This is a genomic window from Lentibacillus juripiscarius (assembly GCF_042685205.1).
GTDB lineage: Bacteria > Bacillota > Bacilli > Bacillales > Amphibacillaceae > Lentibacillus > Lentibacillus juripiscarius.
The window spans coordinates 14,107-31,292 of the sequence record NZ_JBHUNA010000031.1 but is presented as its reverse complement, the minus strand read 5'-3'; the positions used below and the strand labels follow the sequence as shown (position 1 = coordinate 31,292).

The window sequence follows — 17,186 nt, the reverse complement described above, 5'->3', positions numbered from 1 at the left end:
CTCACTTTTGGTTCTTTCAAAAGTGTAGTTACACTTGTGCAAACAAGAATATTTGCATATTCTTGTTTGCCAAAAAAGTTGGAGCGGTAATCCGAAAAGCAGATTGCTCCACTTCTCAGATCCGTCGCGATGAACCGACACCGATCGGTTTCATCTATTATCTCAGCTTTCAATTTGACATCGTGGGGCTGGAGTTAATTCCAGATGCTAAAGCATCTGATTTCCAACCTTTGACATCTGTTTTATCATACTGGCTGTTTTGTTCAGTTTTCAAAGAGCAATTTGATTGCTGTCGTTTTCGCGACGTATAATACTATATCATCGCTGCAATAAAAAGTCAATGGGATATTCAATATTTTTTATAACCAGTTGAATAAATCCTTTCGAAGTGTCTAACCTCCGAGTCAGTGACAGTTGTTTTGCTGACAACAAAAAATAATATAGCATAAATATTTTTCGAGTGCAATAGATAAACCAAAAAAATTCATCGAAAAAACATAGTTTATCATATTTTTTCTGTATTAAGCGTTAAAAACGTTAGATATAGGGCTGACAATGAGCAGCCACCATTCCGTGCAACAGCAGAATAGCACAGAATCCCAATCTTTGTCCATGATACATGCCCGGGAGTTTGGGCAAACGCTGAAGTTCTATATATTCTCTGCATGCACCGTCCCTATTCAACAGAGCCAATCAGCATGTAAAAGTGAATCCCCCCTTAGTCCAGCTCTTGAACTAGCTTTACTGATGATCGGAACGTTTTGGTATGTACTTCATGCATTCCTGCTGGTTTGCCACCCGCCGGTATAAATTAAACATGGTTTGGTATCGTTCTTTCATGGCATCTTTCACCATAGCGTCTATACGGGAATCCTCCATGTCCATCAGTAATTCCTCAAGCTCACGTTTTATTACATATTCCATTTCCTTTTGTTCTTCATCATTAATCAAAAATCCCAGCATGCTGAACACCTGACCTTCAACTAAATATGTCTGTTTCTTGTTGTTCCCTTTTAGCGACCGTTTAAACAATTCAACCGCATTTTTAGGTAAATCGTCACGGATTGTTTAGGGTTGGATTAGATGACGCTAAACTATACATTAGATATCTTGCCTTGTCGCTAAAGAGATTCTTATGAAACTTAGAAGTCCTTATGCTTTAAAGTATAACCCTTGCCCTTATGCAATAAGAAAATACTTATACTTTATTTAACTGCTAAAAAACTCCGGACGATTCACGCTCCGTTTATTAGCGTTACTATTCCCAAGGTACCCTCTAGTTTATCCCCTTTGGACTGCAATATTTTTATGGAACGGAACTCCTCCTCCTTCTCGGGGATTTTAAAACGAAGAAAAGTGTTCATATAAGCAGAACTTGTACATAGAATGGAATTAAGGACTGTTGAGGGGAATGATTTCATGGAACATTTTTATACATTTCGGTTCAAAAAGTGGAAACGTTATTTGGCGGTTGTTATATTCGCATTATTTGCAGCTTCATTCCTCTGGTTTCAACGTGATGGCACTTTATCGGTTTTATCCAAAAATGAACCACTTGCTTTGACCAAAGGGAATGCGGACGAACCCCAAATTGCTTTGACTTTCAATATAAGCTGGGGAGAAGAAAAAGTGCACGATATTCTGGAAAAGCTTAAAGAAAAAAAGGTACAAGCCACATTCTTCGTCAGTGGTGAGTGGGCTGAACGTCATCCCGATATTTTAGAGGAAATTACCGAACAGGAACACGAACTGGGGATGCTTGGCTATCGTTATAAAAGCTACCTTGATCAGGAAATCGAAGAAGTGAGGAAAGATTTAGTCCAGGCCAAAGATGTCTTTGATAAACTTGGATACGAAGATACGGACCTTCTTCGTCCACCAAACGGCCACTTTAATAAAGAGATTATCGAACTCGCCGAAAAGCAGGGTTTTACCGTCACACATTGGAACGTTAATCCAAACGATTGGAAAAACCCTGGGACTGACAAGATCGTAAACTTTGTCATGAATGAGACATCCAACGGCGATATTATCCTGTTGCACGCATCGGACTCGGTCAAACAAACTGCTAAAGCGCTGGAGACCATTTTGCCCGGTCTGAAAAATAAAGGTTTCCAATTTGTATCTATATCCGAACTAATCAACCAGGCGCATGCCGAATCCAAACCGGCTAAATGAAGATAAATAAGCAAAACAAAACCCCAACTCTGGAAAATTGGGGTTTTGTTCAGTTATGTTTTTTTAGGTGCTGCTTTGGCTGACTTTTGACCGGAATTATTGCCTGCTGATGATTTCACACTTCCTGTCAGCTTATGCAGAATAAGCAGCTGGTATGTATTACAAACCAGCAATGGAATAATCATGAGCCATGCATAATCTGTTCCACTTGTTCGCAGTCCAGGCACCCATTCCACCGAGGTAATGACAACCATTAAAAACAATGCCGGTATAAATGCTTTCCGATTTGTTGCGCGTGCCTTGATAGTGGACACAATCCATCCATACCCAAAAATAGCCGCCGCCATCAATATAAGCCAAAAAATGGAGATGCTGCCTTCTGTACTTGTATACGGAAAGTAAACCAAGTCAAACATAACAAATGCAATCAAAAGCACCTGCACTGTCGGCCAAAATGAACGGAACAGACTAAGCCCAAACTGATTGATAAATAAATATGCAAAAAAGCCTGTCTGGCTAATGACACTGAAGACAAAGCCAAGTCCGAGGAAAAAGACAACCAGCCCCGCCAGCTCCAGAAAATCAAACGGATTCAAATTATTGGCATAGGACGCGGATTTCACAAAAAAGCTGGTAATTAACCCTGCGACGCCCCCAATCATTAACGTTTTAAAAAATAAACCTGTCACTTTCCGACTATCCAAAATATGCTCCTCCTAAAATCATGATGAACATCCACCAACATTTTAGCATGAAACCCTCTTTTTTTCCTCCTCAAATGCATATTTTTCGCCTTGTAACACACAGTAAAGACAAGAGGAAGGAGGACTTGAGCATGCTTCGAACAATTTTTGGTGCCCTGTTCCTGATACTCGCCATGACCATCTCCGGCTGCAGCGGACAAGAAGCTGCTGGAGAGAAGGCGGATTACGATGCGACGAAAAAAATGGTTGTTGACATATTGCAGACAGAGGACGGCAAAAAAGCACTTAAAGATATATTATCTGACAAACAGCTGAAACAGCAGCTTGTGATGGATTCAGAAGAGGTAAAGAAGGCCATCAATGAAGCTCTTTCCTCTGATAAAGCAAAGGACATGTGGAAAAAATTATTTGAAGACCCCAAATTTGTTAAAACGTACGCAAAATCCATGTCTGAGCAGCACAAGAAATTGATGAAGGAATTAATGAATGACTCTGAATTTAAGCAGCAAATGATTGATGTAATAAAAGATCCGCAAGTAACGGACCAAATGCTGAGTGTGATGAAAAGCCAGGAATTCAGTAAACATTTGGAAGAAAAGATACAAAAAACACTTGAAACACCGCTTTTCCAGGAAAAGATGACAAAAATTCTGCTGAAAGCTGCTGAAGAGAAATCCAAACAGCAAGGACAACAGCAATCGCAAGATAGTGGCAGCGGCGGTTCCGGCGGCGGTGGTTCCGGCGGTGGTGGATCTGGTGGTGGAACAAGCTAAACTGGAGCATTAATAAAAGAGGTGGTCTCATTCCACCTCTTTATAATGCAGAACAGCATCTGGCTCAGCCTAGGCAGCTGGGCTATTGCTTCTTTTTATTCCTCTACTTTCGCGACGATTTTCGCTGCAATCTTATGGTATTCTTTACCAAGCGGATGATCCTGCTGATAAACCGATGGAGCAAACTCATCCTCTTCTTCATATGGCTGTTGCAGTGGTAAATGACCAAGCACTTTTGTCTTTAGAACATCAGCCAGCTTTTCTCCGCCGCCTTTTCCGAATACATACTCTTTTTCCCCTGTTTTCTTACTTTCATAATAGGCCATGTTTTCAACGACACCAAGAATATCATGCTCTGTTTTCAGTGCCATCTGACCGGCTCGGGCAGCCACAAATGCAGCAGACGGATGTGGCGTGGTCACAATTAGCTCCTTGCAGCTTGGGATCATTTCATGAACATCCATTGCTATATCCCCCGTTCCCGGTGGAAGGTCAAGCAGCAAATAGTCCAAATCGCCCCATTCCACTTCTTTAAAAAAACTGCTGAGCATTTTGCCAAGCATCGGCCCGCGCCAGATAATCGGGGAGTTGTCCTCCACAAAAAAGCCCATGGAAATAACTTGTACACCGAAACGTTCAACCGGGATAATTTTTTCACCGCGAACTTGCGGCCTATTTTCAATCCCCATCATATCCGGCACACTGAAACCATAAATATCCGCATCAATAATGCCAACTTTTTTGCCAAGCCGCATCAGTGACATGGCCAAATTCACTGTTACCGTTGATTTGCCGACACCGCCTTTACCACTTGCAACAGCAATGAAGTTAGGCTGTTTAGCTCCGCCCATGAGTGTTTTTTCCTGTTCCGCCTCAGCGGCTGGTTGGTATTTCTGGATAACCTCATCAGGTAGCTGCTCAAACCGGAGACCGACAGTTGTTGCTCCATTCTTCTTCAGGATACCAACAATTTCCTGCTGCAGCTGCATCTGTTCGGCCGTATTGGTTTTAGCAATGCCGATTTTTACACTGACATGTTTCTTATCTTCCTTGATGGTAATTTCGTTTATGCCACCGGTTTCTTCCAGGGTTTTATGTATAAACGGATCATTGACAGGATTAAGCAATTCCCTTACTTCTTCTTTTGATAACACGGTTGGTCACCATCCCTTTCCTAGCGTATATATGAACATCTGCTTCCATCATTCCATATAACGCCAGTATAACACAAATCACACGATTTCTAAGTGATTTGAATCATGGGAAAGGATGGATTCATTTCTGCGGTTCTTCCGTAATATAACGAAGCATGCCTTCATAAATGCTGGTAGCCATTTTCTCCTGATAGGTCTCTTTCTTCAAGTTCTCTAATTCCTTTTGGTTGGACAAAAACCCGATTTCAACAAGGGCACCCGGTACTTTAGCATGTTTCAGCAAATAAACATTATTAATAGCGAGCGGCGTCCTGGTTGTATTCTCCAAGTTGCGGGTGATTTCAGCCTGGATCATTTCGGCCAGGTGTTGGTTTTTGCCATCCTCCGGGTTATAAAACGTTTGTGCACCGTGCCACTTTTCCGAAGAAAGCGCGTTTAGGTGAAGGGTAACAAAGAAATCCGCTTCCTTGTCGTGAATAAATTGAAGCCGGTTTCGGATATCTTCCGCTTTCCGGCGTGACAACCCTTCTGTGTCAGCCTTTGCCAAGTCCTTATCCGTTTCCCTTGTCAAGTAAACAAGTGCACCGGATTGCTGCAAATAGTCACGTGTTTTTTTGGCAACAGAAAGCGCAATATCCTTCTCCAGCGTTTCATCTTTTCCGACTGCTCCTCCATCCACACCGCCATGTCCAGGGTCAATGACGATTGTCTTTCCGGACAAAGGTAGGGACCACGTCTCCCATGTTGAATCCGCTTTTTCGATTGGATACTGAATAAGCATCGCCAGTACAATCAAACCTGCTCCCCACATCAGCACATTCTTCATTCGTTCCATACCGTTCGCCCCTTCTCATTCTCCTGCTTGGACCATTCTATGGGACAAGAATGCATTTTATGATAAAATGGGTGTATCCACAGAAAAACGATAAAGAAAACTCAGCTAACGCCAAGCCCTATAGGCTCAGGCGATTGCCTTAGGTGAACTTATGCAGTAAGAAAGTATTTATACTTTCTTAACTGCCAGGAAAGGGGGATTGGTCAAATGGACTGGGCAGGAATCGGCATCCTCCTTATTGGTCTCGCATCCGTTGCTATAGCAATCTTACTGATTAAGCCGCTGAAAAAGCTAACAGGCATTCTTTCCAGCCTGCAGAATACAACCAGTGAACTGCCTGAACAAGTGGCAGGTATCATGACTGATGCCAGCAGCACACTTCGTTCGGGAACCACCGCCATCAGTGGAGTTAATCAGCAGATAAGCAAACTGGATCCCGTCATTCAAATTGCCGGCGATATTGGCAAAGCAGTACAGAATCTTTCAGCATCGGCCGCAGCCATTAACCAGGAAATGAAAGCAAAAACAGACAACGCCATCATGAAACGCTACAACCTGGAATGGGTATACGGTATTGCTGCATTAGGCTACTGCGTCTGGCAACGAAGAAGATAGAAAAGACCCCTCTTTCGAGAGGGGTCTTTTTAATCGTCCTGCGCTTCATGATTGCCCATTTTTTTGTCCACAGATGAACTGAACCTTGCCAGTGGAGAAGTCAGTTTTCTGGAAGCCTCACCGACATCCCGGACCATATAAAATAGCGGGCTAAGTGTGTGCAGCTTATCATTCACTTCTGAAATGGTCTGATTTGTTTGGTTGAGTGCTGTGCCGGTTTCCCTGAAAAGATCATCAAGTTGATCGGGCAGGTGTTCCATCGTTTTTTCCATTCCCCGGAGCACATTTGCCAAATTGTTCAGTGTCCAGGCTGCATACACCGCGATAATAAGTAAGGCTACCCCAATTAAAATAACGCCTATTCCGGTTAAACTCATAATCATCCCTCATCTCCTGTCCATTTTTCGTTGGTACCTGAAGTGTTGTCTTCCTTCTTTTCGTCCCGTTTCCACCGGTGATATACCTTATTAGCGACTTCCCCCCATTTAAGGGTCTCCGTCAGCTTGTCCACAAATTGCGGTGACCGCAGCGCCGACAGTTTATTCGTTTTCGAATGCAGCAGCCTGTTGCATGTATGAACAGCACTTCCCATATACTGAAGTGAATCGAACAGGCCATCTGTCGCGCCAAGTTTATCATGCAGATTTTCTGTTGTTTTACCTGTTTCCTCCATTGTTTTCCGCAGTTCCGGTGTAATATGGTTCATTTTATTCTCCACATCACCCAATGTCTTACTGAGGGTTTCCATCGTGTCCGCAGCACGCTTTAATGCAACTGATGCAAAGACAGCAACAACAGCAAAAGCTACAGCACACAGCAGAACCCCTGTATAAACCAGCTCCATCCTTTATGTCCCCCCTCTTCAAACCATTCACAGCCATATCCATCCGACAGCAGCCGGCCATCCACTGCTGATAAAATGTTTTTGAGAAATTATTCCACGCTTCCAGCAGGACCAAACATTATCTGGCCAAGAGTCCTGTGACTATATACCGTTTCCAATTTACATTATCATATTTCCCCAACTGTTTCCATTCTATGTCTTGCAGTTTCAATGGCGTAATGAACACAGTACCTTCGCGGAATTGATCCCGATCATCTGCAGCAACCCATTCCCCTGGCTCGACACCCTTTGTCAGTTCGGCAAAGTTATTTGTAACAATCCCGGTTTCAACAGGCTGTTTTGTCAGCGTCCCCTCACTCGTCATCTTCCATAGGTTATTTCCGGCCAGCAGTTCCTGTCTGATAGCAGGGGCATCCTCCGACTTTGCTGTTGTGATGGCCACATCTGCATGGTAACCCGGCAGCAGCCCTCCTGTATGTTCATCAAACGTAACCTGAAAAGCATACGCACTCTCGCCGTCTACATGAACGGATTCTGGGTTATCAGCAAGCATACCCAGCGCCCCGTTTATCACAGTGTCACCTTCATGGATGGCAACCTCAGCAGGCATTTCCACCTCAGCCTCCATTCGCTGTGCTTCTGTCAGCTGACCTTCTGCATACAGTTCGGTTCCACGGATGGTGACAACGGGATTGTCCAGCGATTCAGACAATGCCATGACACTTCCTTCGTACGGACTTGTTGCCGTCACCGTTTCACCATTTGACTCCAGCTCCGACAGCTGCATCTGAATGCTTTCCAGTTGTGCGCGTTTTTGGGCGAGCTCCATTTCTTTTTCCATCAAAAATTCCTCTTTCAGGTAATTGGCCTCGACTGACCGTCCTTCCAGCTCGAGGCTGCTATTTTCTCCCTCAAAAACAGCATTGGTGTCTGTTTCGGGGATCCGGTAGGCTGACAGAGATGCGACCGCCTGCTCCATCGCACCAATTTCATCGGTTAATTGGCGCTGTTTTTGCTCCAAATCTGCCTTTGTTTCCGCATAATTATCCACTTCGTACGAATAGAGCGGGTCACCAACACGGACAGCAGACCCTTGTTCCACCAAGAATTCCTGAAAACTTCCCCTTTTTTTATCAAAATAAACCGGTTTCTTATCAGCAGCCAATACGCCCTTTGTTTCGATTGTTTCCGCCATATCTTTTTCAGCAACTGCCGCCCAGTCCTGCACATAGGACACTCGTGCTACTTCCCCCTCATCATCCAGAACGATAAGGAGACAGTTCACACCAAGTAAAATGACAACTAATGCTATAAACAGTTTTCTTCGATTCATCCAAACCACCCGCTTAAGAGATGTTGATCCATACTGGCCAAAGCTGCGGTGCCAGCCCAATACAACAAATGAATAAAGACGACACTTACCCAGATCCAGCCCTTTTTAACTGTCGACAAATAGGAAAGAAAAGCTGCTTGAAACCAAATGATCCAGAGCTGAAACACGGATACAGCACCAAAAAGGTAAATAACCCACGGAATATCAGATATATACATTGCGATAATACCAAAGGAAAATGGTGATACAAACCAGTCCAACCCGGCATAAACGGCCAGCGGGATCCAAATCAGCCGTTCTATTAGCATCACAGTAAGAACAACCTGCTGCATGACCAGTAACTTCCGGTAATGGATCTTAGTAATAAAATAGAAAATGAGCGATGGGACAAATAGAATAAGCAAGCCAAATAAAATTGCGAAACCAATTCTGCCAATAATGAACCACAGCTTACCCGCTTCATATCCCAAAAAGCCAAGTGCAGCTGCATCGTCGGAAATAGGGCCTGTACCTATTCCTAAAACTGCCATCCCGAGGTAGACCCCAACACTGAATAGGATAAGCAATGAACTTGTCCGCCAAAGTCCCTTGATTACTTCTGCTTTTTTCACACGCAGCAGACTGTCAGCAACCGGAAAGAAAAATCTAATTATGTTTACCTTATATGTCATCGTTTACCCTTCCCCTACTATAACCTTCATGATCATTATGTTTTCTATCTCCTTTGAGACTCCCACGGCTAAAGCCGCAAGCCCTATACTTCTTGGTATGACGGGTGGGATTCTTTAGTGATTAAACGTCCGCAATCCATTTCTCTTTTGGACAATCCTCAGGGCGAGGGCATCTCATTGCCCCTCCTAAGAATTTCTTCTTATCTCCCAAATCCTTGCAAGTAGAACGAGACTTTCGTTTTACATATTTGTTCCGTCTACCATTTCCGAAGAAACGTGTTACTCCTTCGCTCGGAGCGGAAATCACTGCTTACCTCTACGTCACTGTTTATAGAAATTGTTAAGTAGGGTTTCATCCTAAATTACAATCTCTTAAATTAAAAGAAATCTAGAAAAAAAGGCTGTCGCCTCGGTATCATCGCATCAAGCTGGGCAACTGCTTCTCGGTCTCCTTGAATAAGACCAGCCCCGTGAAGCTCAGCCGGCCGTTTATAGCCGAGCAGCATAGCAGCCAAATGACCGGTGTTGCACTGAATACCTAGCTGCTTGCTGTCAGACATTGACAAATGGGTCACATTTGTTCCTGTCTCTGATTGCCTTACATGATAGGCCCCGCTGTTTTCCGGCAGAAATGAATCATTGATATGTAATACAACAGACGTGCCAGCATTGCGGAAAGGAAATTGACGTAGAAAAGTATGTACATCAACAATCCGAGCCATAAAATAAGGTTTCAACTTTTGCTCAAACCGTGGCTCGTCCAGCATTAGTGGCAAATTATCGTGTTCAGGGACGCTCATTACCACCGTTTCCGCCATAGAGTCGTGATTGGCAATAAACTGGAGAAGCAATTGCTGCGCATTCAATGAATTAGGCACGATTTCCTGGATACGCACCAGCTCATTCTCGACTTTATAAAGCATATAGCCTTCAGCAGTTCCGTCTGCACCGTAAGCAACCGCCTTATGCCAATTGTCTTTCAGAACACGCTGCTGCCACCACTTCGCATCTCGGTCTAGCATCCCATTGAACCGCTTGGCATACTCGGTATAGACAGCTTGTAATGTGCCCAGTTCCTCCCCCATACGGCGAACATATCCGCTTGTATGCCATTCCCGCTTCAATCGTGTGATAGGCATGCGGTATTCCTTTTTCGAGAAGACATGCTGCCATCCGTACTTTCGGTAAAAGGCAAACGAAAATGGATGAAGAAAAGATAGAGTTTGCCCATTTTGGCGCATATAGCGGAGTGCATGTTTCAGAAGCTGTTTCACAGCCCCCTGCCGGCGATGCTCCGGCCATGTCGCGACTGAGCTAACACCGCCTATCGCAAAGCGTTCCCCATTAATATAGCAATATAGAGGAATAAGATGCAGTTTCGCGGCAAGTTCGCCCTCCTGCATCCAACCCCAGATAATGTGACGCCAGGCCTCTTCCTTCTTCTTTTCAAATGCTTCATCGGAGAGCGTATATTGAAATGCAAATTGTGACAACGAAAAAATAGCTTCTGCGTCTGTTTCTGCAGCTAATCGCTTAATCAAAGAACAAATCCCTCCCATCACAAAAAATCAGCTATCCCTATGATACAAGTAAATGTACCAAAATGAAACAGTTTTCAGATAGACTCCATTACAACAAAATCTTATAACACACAAAAAACTCTCTTTTCCTTAAAGAAAAGAGAGTTTTTCTTCCATAAAGCAATATTAACGCTTGGAGAATTGTGGTGAACGGCGAGCGCCTTTAAGACCGTACTTCTTACGTTCTGTCGCACGCGCGTCACGAGTCAGATAACCTTCACGCTTCAGTGTTGCGCGGTACTCTGGATCAGCTTCTAGGAGTGCCCGGGCAACACCGTGGCGAATAGCTCCGGCTTGTCCGGTGAAACCTCCGCCATCAACATTCACAAGAACATCATACGTTCCTTCTGTTTCTGTTGCTGCTAAAGGCTGTTTCAAAATAATGCGTTGTGTTTCGTATGGGAAATAATCCTCAGCGTCACGTTTGTTAATGATGACACGGCCAGTTCCTGGAACCAGACGTACACGAGCAGTTGATTTCTTACGACGGCCAGTGCCATAGTATTGTACTTGTGCCAATTGGTTAACCTCCTTTTAATTATCCGTGAAGTTCGTAAGCTTCCGGTTGTTGTGCTTGATGTTTATGCTCAGCGCCTCTATATACGTGCAATTTTTTACCCATTCTGCGTCCCAGTGATCCTTTTGGAAGCATGCCTTTAATCGTCGTTTCCAGCATCTTCTCAGGATAGCTTGAGCGCATGACATTAGCGGAACGTGCTTTCAGTCCGCCTGGATGGTTGGAATGACGGTAATACATTTTATCCGTCAGTTTTTTTCCAGTCAATTCGATTTTTTCAGCGTTAATAATGATGACATGGTCACCGGTGTCAGCGTGTGGTGTGTATGTTGGCTTATGCTTCCCGCGCAGGATTGCAGCAACTTCACTTGCTAAACGGCCAAGACGTTTGCCTTCAGCATCCACAACAAGCCATTTGCGTTCAATGTTATTTTCATTTGCCATGAAAGTTGTGCGCATGGTCGTTCCCTCCATTTTTAATCTTATTCATTTCAACGTTTATCTTTTATATTTTCATCATAATTAGTTTCCGGGGCTAATCATGGTTCAAAATAAAATGCCACAAATCATCATATACCAGAAACGTGTGAATGTCAAGGTTTCAACAGTTTTTGAGTAGAGTTGATACGCATCCCAGCACACCCTTTAACATCAGAATTTTCTCAAATCATAACATATATTTTTACTTTTGTGCTATTTTTGTTCTGGGGGTATACGGACTTTCATTTATATAATTGTCCAAACCCATATGTTATTACCTGGGAAATAGTTTGTTTAGCTGTTTCTGAACATGTCTTTTTCATACTGCACATTCCATAAATACAATGCCTGCGGTGGCAGCGTATCGCCTGCCAGCTGCCGGTCCTTCTTGTCAAACAAGTACCCTATATCGCCCGGTCCCATTTTGCTGCGGCCGACTTCTAGGATTGTGCCGGCTATGATCCGGACCATATTATATAGAAATCCGTTTCCCCGCAAAATAAGTTCTATCTGACTTCCATCCTGGTGACAGGAAACTTCATATAACGTCCGAACCTTGCTTCCCCTGATGGCAGCTTTGGCAGAAGAGAACGTCGTGAAGTCGTGCGTCCCCTTCAATTGCTCACCGGCCTGCTTCATGGCGCCGACATCCAGCGCAAAGGGAAACTGGTATACATAGTTTTGTTTAAAAACATCTTTCTCCCGCTCATTCCATATAAAATAGCGGTATTCCTTTTCCACCACATCAAAACGAGCGTGGAATGCGTCCGGAACCTCTACCACGTCATTTACATGTATATCAGGAGGCATCAATGAATTCATTGCTCGTTTCCATTCGGCTGTTGTCAGGTTATACGGGGATTCAAAGTGCGCCATCTGCGCCTTGGCATGTACCCCTTTATCGGTACGGCCCGAGCCATGTATCTCGACATGTGTACCCTTATGAATTTTGGCCAGGGCCTTCTCCAGCTCGCCCTGAACAGTACGGACCCGGGGCTGAATCTGATAGCCTGAAAAGCGCGTTCCATCATAGCTGATTTTGCAAAGGATTTTTGTCATGTCTGTCCAGCCCCTTTTCCTAGTAACGTCAGAAAGTATAAATTTTGGAAGACCTTATAAAGGTTGTTCAAAAAGTCCGGTAAAAAAGACACATCGAATTTCTTCGTTGGCTTGTTTCTCCGCTCCTTGGAAAAGAAAAGCCCTTTTCCTGCGTGCGATGCAGGTTCAGGGAAGCTTTCCTTGTGCTCAGGCTACGCCGCTTCGAAATTTCGACGCACAGGACGTGCTAGTGCAGGCGTTGCGACAGGACGTCGCGAACTTAGCCTGCCGGTCCTTTTTATCCTCCTTTTTGAACACGCACTTATAAGAAAAACTCCGGCACTCGCTATAAGGCGAGGCGAATGCCGAGTTTTTCTAATAATTTCTCGTTGTAAATAACACGACAACAACAGCAATGAACAGAGCAAAAATGAAAAAATCCCGTTTTTCCAGTTTTAACTCCCGGAGCTTGGAACGCCCTTCTCCCCCCTGGTAACCACGGGCCTCCATCGCCATGGCCAGTTCCTCAGCACGCTTGAATGCACTGACAAACAGCGGGACGAGCAGTGGAACTACCGCTTTGATCCGTTCCTTAAGCGGGCCAGTGCGAAAGTCAACACCGCGTGACGCCTGTGCTTTTGATATTTTTTCCGTCTCCTGCATCAGGGTCGGGATAAACCTTAGTGAAATGGACATCATCAGAGCCAGCTCATGGACAGGGAACCTCACTTTTTTCAGCGGGTGCAGCATGTCCTCAATCGCATCAGTGATTTCAATCGGTGTTGTTGTTAGAGTCAGTAAGGATGTTACCAGAATAAGTAGAAAAAACCTTATTGATATAGCAAAACCTTGAATAAGTGCGCCTGAATAAATCTTAAAACCGATGATGTTTACAAGAACTGTCCCTTCATTCGTGACGACAAGGTGCAGTATAAATGTAAATACAATTAAAAACCATACCGGTGTCAAACCTTTTAGAATATAGCGGATTGGGATACGTGTCGTAAGCATGCTTGCCAGCGCAAAGAATATCAATACGCTATAGCTTACAACCGAATTTGCCAGAAACACAATGAAAACAAAAAAGAAAATGACTGTAATTTTTGTACGCGGATCGAGCCGATGAACAAGGGATTCACCGGGAACATACTGACCGATGATAAGCCCATTATTCATGCTGCTCCCCCTCTCTCAATCTATCCCGGATCTCACCGGCGATATCAGCGGTTGACTGACGCGTAAATGGTATTCGTTTACCGAACTTCTTCTCAAAGGCATCCAAAAACTGCACCATCTCCGGTACATCAAGTTGGACGCTGTGCAATGCTTCTTTCTGTGTGAGCACATCCTCTGGTTTGCCTTCCATATATTTTGTGCCGTTATTTAATATGATTACCTGATCAGCATATTGGACGGCATCTTCCATACTGTGTGTCACCAGTATCGTCGTTAGCCCCTGCCGTTTATGCAGGTCATAAAACATATCCATCATTTCGTGCTGGCCACGCGGATCAAGACCTGCTGTCGGCTCATCCAGTACAAGCACTTCCGGCTGGACTGCCAGCACACCGGCAATAGCGACACGCCGCATTTGTCCACCGCTCAAATCAAACGGTGAGCGCTCCAGGAGCTCCTCGTTCAAACCAACATCAGCCGTAATCCTGCTGATTCTCCCGTCTATTTCCTCACTTGCCACACCGAAATTTTCCGGGCCGAATGCAATATCTTTTTTGACCGTCTCCTCAAACAGCTGGTGCTCCGGATATTGGAAAACAACCCCGACGCGGCTGCGCAGTTCCTTCATGTCATCCGGCTTTTCGCTGCTGGTGAGGCGATAATCCCCAATGTTCACTTCCCCGTCACTTGGGCGTATAAGACCGTTCAGGTGCTGAATCAGCGTTGACTTGCCTGAACCTGTATGACCGATTACCGCTGTGAATGAACCCGATGGAATGTGAAACGACAAATCGTCAATCGCCTTACGTGCAAAAGGGGAATTTGCTTGATAAATATAGCTTACATGGTTAAATGTGATGTCCATAGTTCCTCCAGCAATTCATCCTGATTTAAGGCTTCGTTTGCAATCGGCACACCTTTTTTTCTTAGCTCTTCAGACAGAATCGCAACAAATGGAACATCCAGACCAATGCTCTGCAATTCCTCTTTTTTCGCAAAGATCCCCCTAGGTGTTGCCTCATCCCAAATTTTGCCTTCGTTCATAACGATGACACGTTCTGCCTGTACAACTTCCTGCAAATCATGGGTAATGGTAATTAGTGACAGGTGGCGTTGTTCTTGTACGGCTGTCACTGTATTCATAATTTCTTTCCGGCCCTTTGGATCCAACATGGCCGTCGCTTCGTCCAAAATAAGGACACTTGGGAAAATGGCCAAAACACTCGCTATGGCCACTCGCTGCTTCTGCCCCCCGGACAATTTATGCGGCTCCGTCATCAGGTATTGCTGCATGCCAACAGCCTTCAGCGTATCCTCAATTCGCTTGACCATCTCATCGCGTGGAACACCGCGGTTCTCCATCCCAAAAGCGACATCATCCTGAACGGTTGTCCCGACAAATTGGTTGTCCGGATTCTGAAAAACCATGCCGACATCTTTCCGGACATCCCAAACCGTCTCCTCGTTTACGCGCTGCCCGTTAATAATAATTTCCCCTTCTTGCGGAAACAGAAGACCATTCATTAGTTTTGCGATGGTCGACTTGCCCGAGCCATTATGTCCGATGATGGCAACTGCCTCATTCTCATGGATCGAAAACGAACAGTCTTTTAACACCCAAGGCTCCTCAGCTCCGTATCTGAACGATACATTTCTAAACTCAACTATACTATTTCGCATATTTCTTCCACCCCTTCCCCCGAGTGGGACAAGGAACCTGTCCCCATGTCCCTACAAAAAAAGGGCTTGGATTCACCTCTTGGAAGAGATTCTGTCCTGCCCTTAGCGTACAGTTTCATTAAACTAGTTCGATGATTGCCATTTTTGCTCCATCACCTTGACGAGGACCTAGCTTAAGAACACGTGTATAGCCACCCTGTCTGTCTTCATAGCGTGCGGCAACATCGTTGAAAAGTTTTTGGATGACTTTTTCATCCTCACTCGCTTCCTGGTCATATAGAAAAGCTGCTGCTTGACGACGCGCATGAAGATCACCGCGCTTACCGAGTGTAATCATTTTTTCAACCGTTGATTTCAGGTCTTTTGCTCGTGCTTCGGTTGTTTCGATTCGTTCATGTATGATCAAATCAGACGCCAGATTGCGAATCATTGCCATCCGATGATCTGTTGTACGACCTAACTTTCTGGCCATGGTATCCCTCCTTCTTCCTGTTGCTATTGACGATTATACTCTCTGTGAGCAAATCTAAAGCCACGTCCAGCTCCAGCGGCAAGTAATGAAGTTCGGCTAAACCCGCCGCGATGCGCGGCAACACCGACCCACCTGCGACGCGCAGGCGCAGTCCGTACGTCGCTAACCGTGCGCTTCCGCTTTTGATATATCAGTCGTCATCACGCAAGCCGAGGCCCAGATCATTCAATTTCACTTTCACTTCTTCCAGTGATTTGCGGCCCAGGTTACGGACTTTCATCATGTCTTCTTCCGATTTGTTCGCAAGTTCCTGAACCGTATTGATTCCGGCACGTTTCAGGCAGTTATAGGATCTTACGGATAGATCAAGTTCTTCTATTGTCATTTCCATGACTTTTTCTTTTTGATCTTCTTCTTTCTCCACCATAATTTCTGCCTTTTGTGCTTCATCTGTCAGCCCAATAAAGATATTGAGATGTTCATTGAAAACCTTCGCACCCAAAGAGACGGCTTCTTCAGGGCGGATGCTTCCATCTGTCCATACATCCAATGTCAGTTTATCATAGTTTGTTATTTGCCCTACACGGGTGTTCTCAACTTGATAGGTTACGCGTGATACCGGTGTAAATATAGAATCTATTGGAATGACACCAATTGGCTGTTCATCATATTTGTTTGCCTCCGCCGGACGATAACCGCGGCCGCGCTCCGCTGTGATTTTCATATGCAGCGTTTCATTGCCGTTGATCGTTGCAATATGCAAATCGGGATTCAACACTTCTACATCACTGTCGTAGGTTAAATCTGCAGCCGTAACTTTTCCTTCACCCTGCACATCAATCTCCAATGTTTTCACTTCATCAGAGTATATTTTTAGTGCGAGCTTTTTCAGGTTCAAAATAATGGTTGTCACATCTTCCACAATACCATTGATAGTGGAGAACTCATGCTGTGCCCCATCAATCTGAACCGATGTAACAGCAGCACCCGGAAGTGAGGATAGCAGGATACGACGCAAGGAGTTTCCTAGAGTAGTACCATACCCACGTTCAAGCGGTTCGACGACGAACTTCCCAAATGTAGCATCATCGGTGATCTCTACCGTTTCTATACCCGGTTTTTCAATTTCGATCATT

At 44.7% G+C, this 17,186-nt stretch carries 21 protein-coding genes; 4 read left to right on the top strand and 17 right to left on the bottom strand.

All coding sequences use genetic code 11. The annotated features are described in order from the left end of the window. A partial coding sequence (locus ACFSUO_RS13530; protein ID WP_382394966.1) for a hypothetical protein occupies positions 1–311 on the top strand: 311 nt, incomplete at its 5' end. A gap of 430 nt (positions 312–741) precedes the next feature. Here the strand turns inward: ACFSUO_RS13530 and ACFSUO_RS13525 are convergent. After that, positions 742–963: a hypothetical protein gene (locus tag ACFSUO_RS13525; protein ID WP_382394968.1), complete on the bottom strand. Its 222-nt coding sequence runs from the start codon at positions 961–963 to the stop codon at positions 742–744. Positions 964–1,419: 456 nt separating this feature from the next. Here ACFSUO_RS13525 and pdaB point away from each other — a divergent pair, with 456 nt between their 5' ends. Next, positions 1,420–2,178, top strand: coding sequence for a polysaccharide deacetylase family sporulation protein PdaB (pdaB, locus tag ACFSUO_RS13520; protein ID WP_382394964.1), 759 nt, complete (start codon positions 1,420–1,422; stop codon positions 2,176–2,178). A gap of 53 nt (positions 2,179–2,231) precedes the next feature. On the opposite strand, the gene ACFSUO_RS13515 is transcribed toward pdaB, so the two are convergent. Next, on the bottom strand, positions 2,232–2,882 hold the full coding sequence (locus ACFSUO_RS13515) for a KinB-signaling pathway activation protein (protein ID WP_382394962.1): 651 nt from the start codon (positions 2,880–2,882) through the stop codon (positions 2,232–2,234). A gap of 131 nt (positions 2,883–3,013) precedes the next feature. Between ACFSUO_RS13515 and gerD the strand changes: the two genes are divergently transcribed. After that, on the top strand, positions 3,014–3,655 hold the full coding sequence (gene gerD, locus ACFSUO_RS13510; protein ID WP_382394960.1) for a spore germination lipoprotein GerD: 642 nt from the start codon (positions 3,014–3,016) through the stop codon (positions 3,653–3,655). A gap of 95 nt (positions 3,656–3,750) precedes the next feature. Here gerD and ACFSUO_RS13505 read toward each other — a convergent pair whose 3' ends face one another. Then, positions 3,751–4,809, bottom strand: coding sequence for an Mrp/NBP35 family ATP-binding protein (locus ACFSUO_RS13505; RefSeq protein ID WP_382394958.1), 1,059 nt, complete (start codon positions 4,807–4,809; stop codon positions 3,751–3,753). A gap of 121 nt (positions 4,810–4,930) precedes the next feature. Then, positions 4,931–5,644 carry an N-acetylmuramoyl-L-alanine amidase CwlD gene (cwlD, locus tag ACFSUO_RS13500; RefSeq protein ID WP_382394956.1) on the bottom strand — a complete coding sequence of 238 codons (714 nt, stop codon included), beginning with the start codon at positions 5,642–5,644 and terminating at the stop codon, positions 4,931–4,933. Positions 5,645–5,851: 207 nt separating this feature from the next. Between cwlD and ACFSUO_RS13495 the strand changes: the two genes are divergently transcribed. Further along, the gene (locus ACFSUO_RS13495) at positions 5,852–6,259 is read left to right on the top strand and encodes a DUF948 domain-containing protein (RefSeq protein ID WP_382394954.1); all 408 of its coding nucleotides are present in this window, start codon (positions 5,852–5,854) and stop codon (positions 6,257–6,259) included. A 29-nt stretch (positions 6,260–6,288) separates the two neighbouring features. Here the strand turns inward: ACFSUO_RS13495 and ACFSUO_RS13490 are convergent, their stop codons facing one another. The 13 genes from ACFSUO_RS13490 to ACFSUO_RS13430 form a co-directional block, all read right to left on the bottom strand. Next, positions 6,289–6,642, bottom strand: a complete 354-nt coding sequence (locus ACFSUO_RS13490; protein ID WP_382394952.1) for a DUF948 domain-containing protein — start codon at positions 6,640–6,642, stop codon at positions 6,289–6,291. Next, positions 6,639–7,103, bottom strand: coding sequence for a DUF948 domain-containing protein (locus tag ACFSUO_RS13485; protein ID WP_382394950.1), 465 nt, complete (start codon positions 7,101–7,103; stop codon positions 6,639–6,641). Before ACFSUO_RS13485 ends, ACFSUO_RS13490 begins: the two co-directional genes overlap by 4 nt. Positions 7,104–7,221: 118 nt before the next feature. Then, the gene (locus ACFSUO_RS13480) at positions 7,222–8,436 is read right to left on the bottom strand and encodes an efflux RND transporter periplasmic adaptor subunit (RefSeq protein WP_382394948.1); all 1,215 of its coding nucleotides are present in this window, start codon (positions 8,434–8,436) and stop codon (positions 7,222–7,224) included. Further along, on the bottom strand, positions 8,433–9,107 hold the full coding sequence (locus tag ACFSUO_RS13475) for a hypothetical protein (protein WP_382394946.1): 675 nt from the start codon (positions 9,105–9,107) through the stop codon (positions 8,433–8,435). Before ACFSUO_RS13475 ends, ACFSUO_RS13480 begins: the two co-directional genes overlap by 4 nt. 377 nt (positions 9,108–9,484) lie before the next feature. After that, positions 9,485–10,648: a GNAT family N-acetyltransferase gene (locus ACFSUO_RS13470; RefSeq protein WP_382394944.1), complete on the bottom strand. Its 1,164-nt coding sequence runs from the start codon at positions 10,646–10,648 to the stop codon at positions 9,485–9,487. 165 nt (positions 10,649–10,813) lie between these two features. Beyond that, complete coding sequence (gene rpsI / locus ACFSUO_RS13465) at positions 10,814–11,206, bottom strand: 30S ribosomal protein S9 (RefSeq protein ID WP_382394942.1); 393 nt, start codon at positions 11,204–11,206, stop codon at positions 10,814–10,816. Positions 11,207–11,225: 19 nt separating this feature from the next. Next, entirely contained in the window at positions 11,226–11,663 is a 438-nt protein-coding gene (rplM, locus tag ACFSUO_RS13460; protein WP_382394940.1) for a 50S ribosomal protein L13, read from the bottom strand. Between the two features lie 315 nt (positions 11,664–11,978). Further along, the gene (gene truA, locus ACFSUO_RS13455; RefSeq protein WP_382394938.1) at positions 11,979–12,743 is read right to left on the bottom strand and encodes a tRNA pseudouridine(38-40) synthase TruA; all 765 of its coding nucleotides are present in this window, start codon (positions 12,741–12,743) and stop codon (positions 11,979–11,981) included. A 354-nt stretch (positions 12,744–13,097) separates the two neighbouring features. Beyond that, positions 13,098–13,898, bottom strand: a complete 801-nt coding sequence (locus tag ACFSUO_RS13450; RefSeq protein ID WP_382394936.1) for an energy-coupling factor transporter transmembrane component T family protein — start codon at positions 13,896–13,898, stop codon at positions 13,098–13,100. Then, positions 13,891–14,763: an energy-coupling factor ABC transporter ATP-binding protein gene (locus tag ACFSUO_RS13445; protein ID WP_382394934.1), complete on the bottom strand. Its 873-nt coding sequence runs from the start codon at positions 14,761–14,763 to the stop codon at positions 13,891–13,893. The genes ACFSUO_RS13450 and ACFSUO_RS13445 overlap by 8 nt, the downstream gene beginning before the upstream one ends. Continuing rightward, complete coding sequence (locus ACFSUO_RS13440) at positions 14,739–15,578, bottom strand: energy-coupling factor ABC transporter ATP-binding protein (protein ID WP_382394932.1); 840 nt, start codon at positions 15,576–15,578, stop codon at positions 14,739–14,741. The genes ACFSUO_RS13445 and ACFSUO_RS13440 overlap by 25 nt, the downstream gene beginning before the upstream one ends. Before the next feature lie 118 nt (positions 15,579–15,696). Beyond that, on the bottom strand, positions 15,697–16,050 hold the full coding sequence (rplQ, locus tag ACFSUO_RS13435) for a 50S ribosomal protein L17 (protein ID WP_382394930.1): 354 nt from the start codon (positions 16,048–16,050) through the stop codon (positions 15,697–15,699). 190 nt (positions 16,051–16,240) lie between these two features. Beyond that, a complete protein-coding gene (locus ACFSUO_RS13430; protein WP_382394928.1) occupies positions 16,241–17,185 on the bottom strand; it encodes a DNA-directed RNA polymerase subunit alpha in 945 nt (314 codons plus the stop codon). Position 17,186: the final 1 nt, after the last annotated feature.